The organism is Haladaptatus halobius (assembly GCF_020618475.1).
Lineage (GTDB): Archaea > Halobacteriota > Halobacteria > Halobacteriales > Haladaptataceae > Haladaptatus > Haladaptatus halobius.
The window spans coordinates 377,503-390,063 of record NZ_CP085336.1; the positions used below are offsets into that span (position 1 = coordinate 377,503).

Below are 12,561 nucleotides of genomic sequence, written 5' to 3' on the forward strand. Positions count from 1 at the left end.
GTGGCGAAGACGGGGAAAACGTGCAGGGAAACCTATGAGAAGTGCTCGCGGATTTCCTGCGTATATTCGGCTGACTTTGCTGGCATATTCGAAAACAATTACTCTGCGGCGCACTGGTTTGGTCCGAGTTCGAGCTGGCGAGCTTCGTCCTCCTCCAGCGTCGTTTTCCCGACGTTCGCCCGTTTGATCTGGTCGTGATTAGGAGGCGTTTCCGGGATATTCGTCGTGATGGTGTTGACGAACTCCGCTTGGTCGTGATCAAGGATGTCGTTTCGCTCGCGGACTTTGACGAGCGTGGCACTCGTCGGCGGAGTGGGAGACTCTGGATCATGGGCGGGAAGCACGACCGCTTTATCCGGTTTGTCAATAAGCTGTTGAAGACTTGCGTAGAGTATCGCCGCACGGGTTCGAACGGCGGTCTCGTCTCCGCCCTCGAGATCCGGGCGGCCGACGCTCTCGAGGAAGAGCGTATCGCCGGTCAGAAGCGCCCCGTTCCCAATGCCGAACGTCACACTCCCTTCGGTGTGGCCAGGCGTGTGGATGACGTCAATTTCAGCGGTGCCGACGGCGATCTGTTGTCCGTCTTCGAGGTCGGTCGTACCCGCGAGGCTGCCGCTATCAGCGGGATGGAGATAATACGGCGCATCGTGATTATCAGCCAGGTCGTGGGCACCGGAGATGTGGTCGGCATGAGCGTGGGTTTCGAGCACGGCCGTCAACCTCGCGCCGTACCGCTCCAAGACTGCCTCGTACCGGTCGATGTACCTGCTCGGGTCGACGATGATAGCTTCCCTATCAGCGATGAAGATGTAGGAAAGGCATCCGGTACCCGGGCGATCAACCTGGATCAATTCACCGGTATCGATTGGTATCGGCGCGGAGCGATGGACGCGACCCCAGCCCTGCATGCCGTCGGCAAGCGTAATCGCCTCGTACCCCATCTCCTGCAGCACATCCGTCGCAACCGCCGATACCTTCCCCACCCCACAGACAGTAACGATCTCTGCTCCTTGCGGGAGTCGTTCGAGCGCCTCCGTCGCTGACCCGGGGTCGGTCTTCAAGTCGTCGTAGACGTCGATGTGCTCACTTCCGGGGATATGCCAGTCGTCGAATCCGTCCTTGGGGCGGATATCGAGAAGGACGAGGTTAGAATCGCCTTGTTCGAGTCGTTCGGAGACCGCATCTGGTGTTATCTCTGACATCGACTTAACCTACGCCACGAGACCAGCATATCCTCTCTTCCAAAGATAGTGGGTGGGTTTATATACCTCCTCTCTGATACAAGTGTCAATCAGAACTCATACCGTATCATCAAAATCTGTCGTCCATTTCATCGAAGTAACGACTTAGCTGCTGAGTAACGAGGAGACCTACGGGGGAGTTAGCAGATTTGCCATCAGGTTTCGTTCGGCTCGCTGGAGATGCTCGGCGACTGTCGACGGGTCCAATTCGAGCGTGTCGGCGACGTCAGCCGTCGAGCCACTCCGCGGTACGTCGAAATAACCTAGTTCGTACGCCGTCTGGAGGATCTCCCGCTGGCGATCCGTCAACGCGTCCAGAGTATTCTTTGGGCCACCATAATCGGCGATGCGCTCGAGGAGCACAGTCATCCCCGCATCGCCGTACTCGTTAATTTCTTGCGCGATGTCTTCCTGTGAGCCGACCAGGGCAACGTCGATTCCATTATCGTCGACACGGATTTCGTCGCTTGAGACGTCCGAAGTGAGCATGGGTTGGATGTCCTCATCGAAGCCCGAGAAACTGATTTTGAAAAGATATACCACCTGGTTCCCCCCGTCGGAGAGTCGTTCCCACCACTCCAAATAGTCAATTGCGCCTAGTTCGTCTTCAGCCATCGGTGCCGCCACTGTTATGACGACGAGGCACCCCTCGCTCTCACAAGCGAGTTCCGTGATATCTCGAAGCCCGGCCTCTCGAATCAAAGAGATGATTTCTCCCAGTCCGACTGTTTCGTATTCCGCGTGTGGAATGTGAATGATTGCTTCGCGCATGGTGTAGGAAGTTTTTGGTTATGTCGTTATTCGGTGAGCGTTGTGCGACGTTCCTTACGATGATGTGGGTAGCTTGGTCGATAGGCCTTGCTACCCATATACTGGGAGGGTTTAAAACACTCTGGATAGATCATTCCATAGGTATCTGTCGCTGGAATTGTGGGCTCTCTTGAAATCCATCCAGTCGTTGGAGAGCAATTGACTTCGCTATCTTTTCTAGAACACTCATGGAAGGTGGTCAAATGCACCGGCCGAGACCACTGGCTCGCTCGGGGTAGTACCGGGTTCTACTTCTCTAGCTTCACGGCGAAGTCGACGGACAACTCCGCTATCAACATAAACCCCCCCTGTTGAGTGGGAGGCAGAATCTTCGACCGCTTTGACGTACATATTCCTGCAATGGATACTGAATCCGATCTGACGAACGGACGAACTGAACTGCCGACTGACTTCGCCGAACATGCGGCTGCCGTGACTGACCTCGACGCGCCCCCGGCGACGCTGGAGGAGTGGTGGACGGCGGTGGTCGAACAGTACTCGACGAATGACCTCACGGTGGGGCTCACGCATCTATACAGTGAATCTCCGACGCGCCACGAGGTACACGTGAACGGGCGCATCCGCTACACGTACTGTGTACTGGACGCTCTCCAGGCAGCGGTGTTCGAAGAGCAGGATACGGTCACTGTCCGCTCGATCGACCCCGTGGCTGCCACCCCAGTGACGATCACTGTCAGTAACGACGCCGTGGAGGTGTCACCCGAGGGAGCACTGATCTGTTTCGGGTCGAGCCTAGACGTTGAAGACATCAAGGCCGTTGGCTCGCTCGCCGCGTGGTCCGTCCAAGAAGATAATACCAAGATTCAGGCGTCGATCTGCCAGTACACCAACGCCTTCGAGAGCGAGGCAACCTACGAGCAATGGGCTTCGGTGACTGACAGTGTCTCCGCACCATTATCCCCCGCAAACGTCGTGCCATTGCTGCGGAAGGTACCCCAAGGACACAATTAGCCAGCCGACCACGGCCACCCGCCGCATAAAGACCCGACAAAAACCCCTCCCATATACTGGGAGCAACACTCTCAGAGCGAAGGGACGTCGACACGGTTGGAGGCACCACGAATGGATAATTCCGACCCTGAAACAGTGTATCGCGGTCCAGACATCCCAGCACCGCTCGGCGAGCGGCTCAAGCTCGCGCTTGGGCTGGACGACCGACCAGAGACGTTTGGTGACTGGGTGAACGCGATGTCACAGATCGCGGACCGAGACGACATCGACGTTGACCTGGACATGCTCTGTACGACAGAGGAGTCTCCGCACCGAGCACGGTTCAGCGGAAAGACCCAGCACTACCAGTGCGTCCAGGATCCGATCATCGCACCGTTCCTCGCCGATGAGGTCGACACCGTTGAGATCGAGACGCGAGGCCCCGTGAGCGACGAGGCGATTGAACTGACGGTGACGGAATCCGGCATTGACGCCGAGCCATCGGACGCCGTGTTCTCGTTCGGGGTCGACGCCACCGTTGAGGAACCACCCAAGGACGTCGTGAGTCCGATCGTCGCCTACGGCCTCTTCTGCCCTTACGGACACGCGTTTCTGTCGTATGACGAGTACGAGGAGTGGGCCGAAACAGTCGACGCGTTCACGATGGCCACTTCCATGGAGGACACCCACGAGCTGGCTCGAGCGATCGGTCATGTCGGTCGATAAGAGCTCAATGGATCAGCTTCAGAGAGACTATGTAAATAGTTTATAGGTGATCAATCTGAATCTCTATCGAATCTGGACGAAGGACGACCGACTTTGAACGGCTCCCATTGTCGGAGACCTATTCCGGTCGTCTCGGAGATGAAGTCTGACTTGCGCCTCGAGCATCATCTGACGGGTCATTCCGTCCCGCCGGCGTCGGCCCGCATTCGTATGTGGGCAGCGATATACCGAGCATCAGCCCCAACACCGACGAGAGTGGCCGAGAGGAGCGAACGCTAGTAGGGCAGGCCGAGGAAGTACAGGCCTAGTTCATCATCCACTACTCCTCGGTCGTGGATGAGGGAGCCGTCCGCACCACGGCTTAGCCCTGGAACCTCAATCCAGCTGAAGTCCGGGCGGAACCCTGTTGCCCAGATCACGGCGGCCACATCGAGGCGTCGCCCATCGGTGAGACGTGGCGTGCCGTCCACCACCCCCTCCACCCGGGGAATCCGCTTGATGCCTGTCTGTTGGAGATCTTCGGGTGTGAGACGAATCAACGGGTCGCCTCCCTCCTGCCTGCGCTCTTTCAGCTTTCGACCGAGCCACGTATTAACCGTCAGTAGATCGCTGAACAGCCACTTGAAGATGCGCCCGTCAAACCAAAACAACCAGCGAGGGAGGTCATCAGAATCCCATTGAGGGAGGTGGCCGGTATCTCGTCCAGAGAGCCAAACACGTCTGTCAGCGGCAAGCTCGATGGCGATTTCAGCTCCGGAGTTGCCAGCTCCGACGACGAGAACGTCGCCCTCGGGCAGCTGGTCGGGGTTCTGGTACTCGCTCGAGTGGAATTGGGTGATCGACGGGGCAAGTCTTGGCGCGAAACGGGAACGTTTGGGTGGTGATACGGCCCAGTCGCTACCACAACGTGGTTCGCCGCAATGCGCTCTGCGCCGGTATCCAACACGTAGCGATCGCCGCTCCGAGTGAGAGACTCGACTGTCGTCGAGAAAAAACGAGGCCGGGCCGCTCCGGGCATACAAGTCCTCACGCATCCCCATGTAGGCGTGTTGCTCCCAGAAGGCGTTCTCGTGGATCTGCCAGTTCTGCCCGCGATCAAGCGCGAACGTATCGCAGACGAACGGTTTCGCCTGCTGCCAGACCTCATCGGTTGTCTCGGCGATGAGCTGGTGTTTCGGACGCTCGTCGGGCTGTGGTTCATCCGGTTCGTCAGTGCCGATCCGGTCGGGAAGCGAAACATCGCAGGCACGCGCAGCTGTAATGATTCTGTCAGCGCACTCCTGCACGGCGTCGCACAGTTCCACACTGAAACGTTCGTTCCATGCCCGCCAGAACGTCGATTGGTCCGGGAGCGTCTCGAAGCCGAGCCTACGGCGGATCACAGGATGCGCTCGCAGGTAGTCGTGGAGGGTAGTTTCGTTCCAGCCGTTGATCTCCTTGAGCAGGCACGCCCGAACCAGTAGCACCATCGAATATGATCCCGAGTACGGCGCGAATGCGTCGTGTGCGGCGAACGTGAGGTGATCGACCGGCAGCTGACAGACCAGCGTCTCGATGTCGGCGTAGTCCTCGCAATGCTCACATCGAGACTGCGCGATGGTGGTGATATCCGAGATGAATCCGCTGAAATCCACCGCTCTCTGCGGATTCAATAGAACCACCTATTGGAAAAGAACTCGGTTGCTATGCATTGAGACCGGAATTCTCGACGTATGGAAATGGTGTTATTCTGAGTCGGGAAGGAACCCTTCCGATTCCCATTCGTTCACGACCTGAGTAAGCCCTTCTCGGCATGTCGGATACGTCGGTTCCCAGCCAATCTCCCTCCGAAACTTGTCGTTCGATGTCGGCCACGCGTTCGTTAGCAATTCCACAGTAATGTCACCCATCGCCTCACGAGCTGCTTCGTTCGAAATGTGCCCTGGAGCCGATGCGTCAAGTCGCTCTGCAAGGATCGAGACATACTCAGCGTCGCTCATCGGTTCATCATCAACGACATGCCACAGACCGCTTTGCGTAGCCTCCGCAGCGGCGACGAATGCTCTGGCTGCATCGTCCGCATGAAGATACGAGAGCAATGTTTCCTGTGTTCCCTCGATTATCGGTCGTTCACCATGAATAAGACCCTCCCCGTCAGCTCGCGTATAATAGGAATCCACTCCGTAGAAGTTGCCACACCGAAGAACCGATACGTCGAAGCCATGCTGCTCGCCAGCTTCTACCGCGATCTCTTCGGCGTCGAGCGCAGACTGCGTCCAAGGAACCGGATTGGGTGCCGAACTCTCATCGTATGCACTTCCATCGGGTTGACGAGCCACGTAAACGATGCTTTGTTGGAGATACTGGTCAGCATCAACTTCGACTGCCGCTTTTGTAAGTGCCTCTGCCCCTTCTGTCCGAACTCGATTATTGAGCTCCCACGCTTCGGGGGTGGCTGAGTCGGTCGGTATCGCCGTTGCAGCATGGATGATGGTGTCAGCACCTTCCGCGGCTTGAAGTATCGACGCCTCATCGAACAGGTCCCCGCGACGAGGTTCACCGCCACGCGCTTCGACGATTTCATCACCGGTAGCATCTCGTGTGAGTCCGATAACGGAATGTCCGCGATCCCCGAATTCCGTGACAAGTCGTCGACCGAGTACACCAGTCGATCCTGCGATGAATACTTGCATGGTAACTGGTGATTATCTCCTTGTCGTTGTAGCGCTGCTGCCAGAGTTCAACGGGGGTTTAAAAGGCATTGTGAGGATTCTACCGTATGAAACATCTCCGGCTGACGATCAAAGCGGGCGGCGGCCAAGATGAGAGCGCTTCGATGTTCCAGGAGCTCTCTAATGCACCGTATCTCGATCGAGTCGTCGGTCTCCATTTGAACGCCTCGGATACCCGTCTTGGGCTGCTGATCTATATCGAGGGTGATGTCGACGTCTTTCGAAACCAGATACAGCAGAAAGCGGAAGTGCTGGACTTTGCGATCATGGAGACCGGTGACAGCTGCTTTTACACATATTTTCAGACCGAGTTGAACGAGCTATCACAGCAGCTCTTCGCAACCCTTACCCGCGGAAGCCTGCTGATGGTTCCCCCCTACATGTACGGTGATGGTTCTGTAACGATCTCGTTGTTCGGCCCGACCGACGAGGTACAGGCAGCTGTCGCAAAAGTTCCTGCTCCATTCGAGGTGAAAGTCAATGAAGTGAGTGGATTGGGGGCGATACCAGGTTTGTCGGAACCGTTACTCTCTGAGCGACAGCACGAGGCCCTTGAAGCTGCAAAAGACATTGGGTACTATGATATCCCTCGCCAGGGAACCTACGAGGATATCGCGGCACGGATAGGATGTGCATCGAGCACGGCAGCCGAGCATCTACGAAAAGCCGAGTCGAAAATCATACGAGCCACTCTTCTGTAGCTAATTCTATCTTCGAGGGGTCTAAGGTCGACTTGGTAGCTTGCTCATGCACAGCTGGGCTCGAAATCAACACCGAATGCCTAAATCTCGCAAATAGCTATGTATAATGAATTTACCTAGCCAACTTCTGTAGTTATGGTCTCTCGACGTCGACCGGGGACTGACGTGGCGTCCAGTACCGAAAATCATTGGTTATCCGTCCTCTCCCTCAACGAACGACTCGGCCTATTCTTCGCTTTCGTCGTATTCGTCCGGGTACCGAATCCGACCACTGCCGGCCTGAGCCCCGAGCCCTATCACACGACCCTTCGGCTCCTCCCAGTCCTCCTGCCGACCGAGTGCTGTCAGGTCCAGGAAGTAGTTCGCACCGCCGACCTGTTCGGTGCCCCGCCCGTACGTCGAGTAGGTGTGATAGACCGTGTCGCCATCTCGCAGGAAGACGCTGATGCCGGGCTGTTCGCCCTCTAGATGGTAGTCGAGATGCTTCCGTTCGAGCATCGCTGCGTTCATGAAGTTATACTCGACGGGGGCGACGGCCTCATCCGTAGTGACGTGGAAGTCGTAGTTGAAGTCACTGCCGGACGAGGAGTACCAGGGGATTGTCCATCCCATTCGCTCCTTGAAAGGCTCAATCTTGGCCAGCGGTGCTCGGGAGACCAGCGCCAGGGTGGTGCCGCGGGCACAGAGGTGGTTGCAGTGGCTCCGTGTGATGTGGTCGGCCCAGGTCGAGCAGCTCGGACAGCCCTCCTCCCACTCCGGATCGAACATGAAGTGGTAGACGATGAGTTGACGACGTCCATCAAACAGGTCGAGCAGGCTCGCCTCGCCGTCCGACCCCTCGAAGACGTAGTCCTCGTCAATCGCCACCATTGGCAGCCGACGGCGTTTTGCGTTCAGTTCGTCCCGTTTCCGGGTGAGCTCCTTCTCCTTTTCGAGCAGTTCTCTGCGGGCTTCGCGCCACTCGTCTCGCGATACGACGGCCGGTAGTTCGAGTCCGCTGTCTGTCATGGTCATGTCTCCTGTTGTAGTCTTACTCCGTCTCCAGCGGCTCGACTTGCCGGTCCACCTCATCCTGGGCCTCCTTCCACGCTGGATAGGCGCTCTCGACCTTCTCACGGCCGGCCGGGGTCAACCGTAGGCGGCGCTCCCGGGCGTCCTCCGACTCGGTGTCGGCGACCCACCCCTCGTCCCCGAGGCGATTGACGCTCCGGGTGAGCGTCGTGCGCTCCAAGCCCAGAACGTCAGCGAGCTCTCTGAGGGGGATCGGGTCTTTCAACGCGAGCGCAGCGAGCACGGAGAACTGCGTCGCCCGGAGTCCGTGCGGGCGGAGCCTCTCCTCGTAGAGTCGCGTTATCTCTCGTGCGCGGCGGCGGGCTGCGAAGCAGTGGCAGTCCTTGGTGGCGGAGAGATCCACATGAACGCTATGCGATACGTGTATATACACATTCTGGGCAGCAGAGACTATTTCATCTGAGCTTGCCGTATTCTACCGGTTATCAGAGATTTTACGAATTAATCCAATACAATTGAATTGAGCAGGTATACAACACAGGCTTTGACTTGTTCAAAGGCACAACACAGTAGTGCGAAACCATATCACGCATAAGAACACTGCCGACTACGTCCAGTAGTCTATATAATAGAACAACTCCTCCACTGAGGAACAAATGCAGAAGGATTGGGTGTGAGGACAGTTACACAATAGTTAGTAGAGCAACTGCTATCCCGCCAAGTAGGACGATTCCCGTTGCCTGCAATGTCCGAATCGCGAGCGTATCGGACAGCTCCATTACCAGCCCAAGGAGACCAACGAGCCCAGCAATGGGTAATACGAGAGTGCTCAGCGTAGCGAGAAAGAACAGCGTTTCGGATGGCAGAGTGAGGATGGAGAAAACCTGCGAGAAGTTGGCCAGTTGAAACAATAACCACAATACGGAGACGACACCGATTGCGAGCGCGGCAGCACGCGGACGTCGCCATGTAAGTGCGAACGCAGTACCAAACAACACGCCAGCAACGGCGAGAGGAGGGATAACCTGCTGTAAGACAATAACCATCGGAATCAGGACTACGATAACCATTCCAAGGGCGACAGCGCGCTGAAGAGTTAGCCATTGTATGTTTGCCTCTTGGATTTGAGATGGTGTCTGTGTAGCCTGTTCAGTCATGGTTCTCTCTCGTCTTCTGGACTGCTAATGGGTACTCTTCCAACCGACTGCTTGATTCTTAGGTTCGATTTCGGTTCTGCTGTCATCAAGCGTCGATAGGTGCCGATCTTGTACCAATGTTTTCGCGAACACGTTCGTTCGAGTATCGTGCACATTTAGATGTGTAGTATAATAAATAGAGGTGGGGGAAATAATCGCCGTACAGACAGACGCAATCAGATAGGCTGTTTCTAAATCGAGGCATTCACGGTAGAGGTGGTTAGAACCCTGCTTCGAATCGCTCTCTAATCATGCAAGCCGATACAAGACAGGCATAGCTCCAACTTGATTCGCTTTGAGGTTTGTCTGGACAAAGCTTCGGAGAGATTTATTTGTCAATTCGCGCCAGAGGAATCGGAGGATCCCGATGTCCCATCGGGCATTGTTGATGGCGATATAATCGGCGTTTTCATTATCGAGCGGAACGAGTAGTGTCGAGTTATCAAGGCCGGTTTCAGCCACATAGCCTCCGGCTAGATAGTCGAACAATTCCAACATCACATCGGGGTCGTCGGCAACGAAGTAGTTGAAGATGAACACGCCCTGCTTGGTCTTGTCGACATCACCAATGCGCTTTTCATTACGTGCGGCCATGACATGAACGTCCGTCGCTGCGTTCTGGATAGCGTCCATGAGGGACTGATAGGCCTGTGTGTCCTGGACTTCGCGTGCCGCCACAGGCGATTTCGTCTCGATGAGTACGGCAACGTCGAATCGAGCAAGGTGGATCGAGTCTTTGTGCTCCTTGATATATGGGAGCCGATGCAGTGGCGGCATGGCAGCTGTCTCGAAGATGGCCGCAGTCTCGACTGCTTCAAGTTCTTCGAGGTGGCGTGCCCGTTCCTTCAGGCGGGTCAAAAGTTCTGTCTTCTCGCGCCCGTTTGGCAGCAGCGTAAGCGGCAGTGAGCGAGGACGTACCGTGGCCCCGATATGAATATAGCCGAGTGACGATGGTTCGATGAACTGTGCTCTCGAATACGTAGAATCAGCAACGACGGCATGCTCTGCTGTGGATGACTCTCGTGATTCGGCCGGTGACTCGGATCCTAATTTCGTTGAACGATACTCGGCATGCTCCGTGTCGTCGGTGGATGAATCCATATCTGAAAGACGGTTGGATGTGTTGTAGGAGTTCGCTCGAACATGTTCTTCTACCGAGCCTGGCCAAAGCAGGAAGTTCATTGGACTCCGTGATGGGAGTTAGACATGTGAACAGCTGGGTGAAGCAGGTACGATCTAACGGACGGTTGCACTTGCTGCGCGATTGAGGAAGTACACGGCCAACATGCCGAACAGTAAATCGAGCATCCCGAGCACCACGAGCGACTGGAAGATGATGCCCCAGTCCCAGCCGGAAAGCATGATCACCCGTGCGGCATCCACCCCATATGTAATCGGATTTACCGAACTCACAGTCTGGAGCCATCCTGGCAATGCGTCTACTGGAACGAATGCTGTGCTCGCAAACAACAACGGGAACTGAACAAGGTTCGTCACAATGCCCGTCACACGGGTGCTACCGGTCACAACGGCGAGGATGTTCGAAAATGCCATGAACCACACCGAGAACACGACTGCCACGGCAAGGAGACCGAATATACCGAGCACGCCGGTTGTCACCGGTGCACCGGCCACGTGCCCGAGCACCACCATGATCAAGGTCGGCACCACGATTAGTAGAAGATCAGAGAGGACTTTTCCGCTGAACACGGCGGCGCGGCTCATCGGTGAAACGAGCGTCTTCTCGAACATTCCGGACTCGATATCCTGAACGAATCCCGTTCCCGAGCCAGCCGCCGTAATCAGTGCAACTTGAATGACAATCGCCGGGACGAGATACGCGACGTAGTCACCTCCTGGCACGGCGTCCGCAGCGAGTTGGCCGAACACCTGGCTGAACAGCACGAGGAAGATGAGTGGCTGTACCAGTGCGAAGACGAGAACGAACGGTTCGCGCACTTTCTTCAGGTTCCAGCGGAGGAAATTCGTCCAGAAATCTCCGAAAAAGCCGTTGCCGGGAGGTTTCTCGGGAGGATAGTCAAGTTCATCCTCGGGGTGTGAGGACGTCGTCATTCTCGTGCCTCCGTGTGATGATCGGTCGGGTAGACGTCTTGATCTCCAACATCGTTGACCGGCTCGTCAGTCAATGCGAGGAAAACATCGTCGAGTGTCGGCGAGCGGATGGTAAACTCGGTAATCGTGACGTCAGCCTCTGTGAGTCGCACGAGGAGATTGGTTCCGAATTCGCGGGCGTCGGTGGACTTCACGCTGAGTCCGTCTTCTGTCGGTTGAATAGTCTCGATATCATCTGAGGTCATCACCTCGGACTCCTCGATGATCGCTCGGACGTGTTCGACGGATGTCTCGCTCGGATTGGCGAGTGTGATCTCGATGGCCTCGCCACCGATTTCAGCTTTGAGGTCTGCGGGCGAGCCGGTTGCAATAATCTCACCGTCGAGGATGACCGCAAGATCAGAACAGAGTGCGTCGGCTTCTTCCAAATATTGGGTCGTGAGGAAGATGGTTGTTCCTCGTTGATTGATCTCGCGAAAGTACTCCCAAAGACGAGTGCGTGCCGCTGGATCTAGGCCCGTCGTCGGCTCATCAAGGAAAACGATTGGAGGCTGGTGAACCAACGCCATTGCAGCATCGAGGCGCTTTTTCTGCCCGCCGGAGAGCGTCTGCGCGCGGTCGTCTACCTTGGAGCTGAGACCGACAAGTTCGAGAAGGTCGTCGATCCGGGCTCCATGTTCGGCGGTCGGAACACCGTAGGCGCGGCAGGCGAATCTGAGATTTTCGCGGACGGTGAGTGCCGGGTCGACACTCGTTTGTTGGGGCATATAGCCGATCGATTCGCGAACTGCTTCGGATTCCGTGATGGCATCGTATCCATTGACGGTAATCTGTCCCGACGTTGGCTGGAGTAATGTCGTGAGCATTTTGATTGTCGTGGTCTTTCCAGCACCGTTCGCCCCGAGAAATCCGAAGCATTCGCCGGCCGGAATTTCGAGTGAGACGTCCCTCACTGCCTCAGTACTGTTCGAATATGTCAGCTCGAGGCCGATCGCCTCGATTGCCAACGTCTGTTCGTGGTCGGTCTCTGTTGTGCGTTGGTGGCTCTGCATCGTTGTAGCCTCGTCGTTCAGTAAGAAGGCGCGTTCCGTGGGTATTCGCTCGAATATGTTCGCGAAACTGGAACGCGGTAGTGCTATCT

Annotated in this window: 13 protein-coding genes and 1 pseudogene; 3 read left to right on the top strand and 11 right to left on the bottom strand. The window is 56.3% G+C overall.

Going from position 1 to position 12,561, the window contains the following annotated elements; translation table 11 throughout:
• Positions 1–98: 98 nt before the first annotated feature.
• Positions 99–1,202 (bottom strand): MBL fold metallo-hydrolase, encoded by a 1,104-nt coding sequence (locus tag LIW51_RS18630; protein WP_227377955.1) that lies wholly within the window; start codon positions 1,200–1,202, stop codon positions 99–101.
• 168 nt (positions 1,203–1,370) lie between these two features.
• Positions 1,371–2,012, bottom strand: a complete 642-nt coding sequence (locus LIW51_RS18635) for a helix-turn-helix domain-containing protein (protein ID WP_227377956.1) — start codon at positions 2,010–2,012, stop codon at positions 1,371–1,373.
• A 399-nt stretch (positions 2,013–2,411) separates the two neighbouring features.
• Here LIW51_RS18635 and merB (LIW51_RS18640) point away from each other — a divergent pair, with 399 nt between their 5' ends.
• Together merB (LIW51_RS18640) and merB (LIW51_RS18645) are read left to right on the top strand one after the other, a co-directional pair.
• On the top strand, positions 2,412–3,023 hold the full coding sequence (gene merB / locus LIW51_RS18640) for an organomercurial lyase (RefSeq protein WP_227377957.1): 612 nt from the start codon (positions 2,412–2,414) through the stop codon (positions 3,021–3,023).
• 111 nt (positions 3,024–3,134) lie between these two features.
• Entirely contained in the window at positions 3,135–3,728 is a 594-nt protein-coding gene (gene merB, locus LIW51_RS18645; RefSeq protein ID WP_227377958.1) for an organomercurial lyase, read from the top strand.
• A 275-nt stretch (positions 3,729–4,003) separates the two neighbouring features.
• On the opposite strand, the gene LIW51_RS18650 is transcribed toward merB (LIW51_RS18645), so the two are convergent.
• From LIW51_RS18650 to LIW51_RS18660, 3 genes and pseudogenes are all read right to left on the bottom strand, one after another.
• Entirely contained in the window at positions 4,004–4,567 is a 564-nt protein-coding gene (locus LIW51_RS18650) for an NAD(P)/FAD-dependent oxidoreductase (RefSeq protein WP_227378273.1), read from the bottom strand.
• Positions 4,568–4,702: 135 nt separating this feature from the next.
• Positions 4,703–5,389, bottom strand: a pseudogene (locus LIW51_RS18655) (transposase); the annotation flags it as partial.
• Positions 5,390–5,452: 63 nt separating this feature from the next.
• On the bottom strand, positions 5,453–6,400 hold the full coding sequence (locus tag LIW51_RS18660) for an NAD-dependent epimerase/dehydratase family protein (RefSeq protein ID WP_227377959.1): 948 nt from the start codon (positions 6,398–6,400) through the stop codon (positions 5,453–5,455).
• Between the two features lie 143 nt (positions 6,401–6,543).
• Here LIW51_RS18660 and LIW51_RS18665 point away from each other — a divergent pair, with 143 nt between their 5' ends.
• Positions 6,544–7,140 carry a helix-turn-helix domain-containing protein gene (locus LIW51_RS18665; protein WP_227377960.1) on the top strand — a complete coding sequence of 199 codons (597 nt, stop codon included), beginning with the start codon at positions 6,544–6,546 and terminating at the stop codon, positions 7,138–7,140.
• A 225-nt stretch (positions 7,141–7,365) separates the two neighbouring features.
• Here LIW51_RS18665 and LIW51_RS18670 read toward each other — a convergent pair whose 3' ends face one another.
• The 6 genes from LIW51_RS18670 to LIW51_RS18695 form a co-directional block, all read right to left on the bottom strand.
• Complete coding sequence (locus LIW51_RS18670) at positions 7,366–8,148, bottom strand: DUF899 domain-containing protein (protein WP_227377961.1); 783 nt, start codon at positions 8,146–8,148, stop codon at positions 7,366–7,368.
• A 22-nt stretch (positions 8,149–8,170) separates the two neighbouring features.
• Positions 8,171–8,554: a MarR family winged helix-turn-helix transcriptional regulator gene (locus tag LIW51_RS18675; RefSeq protein ID WP_227377962.1), complete on the bottom strand. Its 384-nt coding sequence runs from the start codon at positions 8,552–8,554 to the stop codon at positions 8,171–8,173.
• A gap of 280 nt (positions 8,555–8,834) precedes the next feature.
• Positions 8,835–9,308: a hypothetical protein gene (locus LIW51_RS18680; protein ID WP_227377963.1), complete on the bottom strand. Its 474-nt coding sequence runs from the start codon at positions 9,306–9,308 to the stop codon at positions 8,835–8,837.
• Positions 9,309–9,596: 288 nt separating this feature from the next.
• A complete protein-coding gene (locus tag LIW51_RS18685) occupies positions 9,597–10,529 on the bottom strand; it encodes a hypothetical protein (protein WP_227377964.1) in 933 nt (310 codons plus the stop codon).
• A gap of 54 nt (positions 10,530–10,583) precedes the next feature.
• Positions 10,584–11,420: an ABC transporter permease gene (locus LIW51_RS18690; RefSeq protein ID WP_227377965.1), complete on the bottom strand. Its 837-nt coding sequence runs from the start codon at positions 11,418–11,420 to the stop codon at positions 10,584–10,586.
• Positions 11,417–12,472, bottom strand: coding sequence for an ABC transporter ATP-binding protein (locus tag LIW51_RS18695; RefSeq protein ID WP_227377966.1), 1,056 nt, complete (start codon positions 12,470–12,472; stop codon positions 11,417–11,419). The genes LIW51_RS18690 and LIW51_RS18695 overlap by 4 nt, the downstream gene beginning before the upstream one ends.
• Between the last annotated feature and the right edge of the window lie 89 nt (positions 12,473–12,561).

What these genes read in the sequence shown, in the direction of transcription:
- LIW51_RS18695 (WP_227377966.1), bottom strand. Translation starts at nt 12,472, where the DNA reads ATGCAGAGCCACCAACGCACAACAGAGACCGACCACGAACAGACGTTG.
- LIW51_RS18665 (WP_227377960.1), top strand. Translation starts at nt 6,544, where the DNA reads ATGTTCCAGGAGCTCTCTAATGCACCGTATCTCGATCGAGTCGTCGGT.
- merB (WP_227377957.1), top strand. Translation starts at nt 2,412, where the DNA reads ATGGATACTGAATCCGATCTGACGAACGGACGAACTGAACTGCCGACT.
- LIW51_RS18635 (WP_227377956.1), bottom strand. Translation starts at nt 2,012, where the DNA reads ATGCGCGAAGCAATCATTCACATTCCACACGCGGAATACGAAACAGTC.
- LIW51_RS18670 (WP_227377961.1), bottom strand. Translation starts at nt 8,148, where the DNA reads ATGACAGACAGCGGACTCGAACTACCGGCCGTCGTATCGCGAGACGAG.
- LIW51_RS18660 (WP_227377959.1), bottom strand. Translation starts at nt 6,400, where the DNA reads ATGCAAGTATTCATCGCAGGATCGACTGGTGTACTCGGTCGACGACTT.
- LIW51_RS18680 (WP_227377963.1), bottom strand. Translation starts at nt 9,308, where the DNA reads ATGACTGAACAGGCTACACAGACACCATCTCAAATCCAAGAGGCAAAC.
- LIW51_RS18690 (WP_227377965.1), bottom strand. Translation starts at nt 11,420, where the DNA reads ATGACGACGTCCTCACACCCCGAGGATGAACTTGACTATCCTCCCGAG.
- merB (WP_227377958.1), top strand. Translation starts at nt 3,135, where the DNA reads ATGGATAATTCCGACCCTGAAACAGTGTATCGCGGTCCAGACATCCCA.
- LIW51_RS18630 (WP_227377955.1), bottom strand. Translation starts at nt 1,202, where the DNA reads ATGTCAGAGATAACACCAGATGCGGTCTCCGAACGACTCGAACAAGGC.
- LIW51_RS18685 (WP_227377964.1), bottom strand. Translation starts at nt 10,529, where the DNA reads ATGAACTTCCTGCTTTGGCCAGGCTCGGTAGAAGAACATGTTCGAGCG.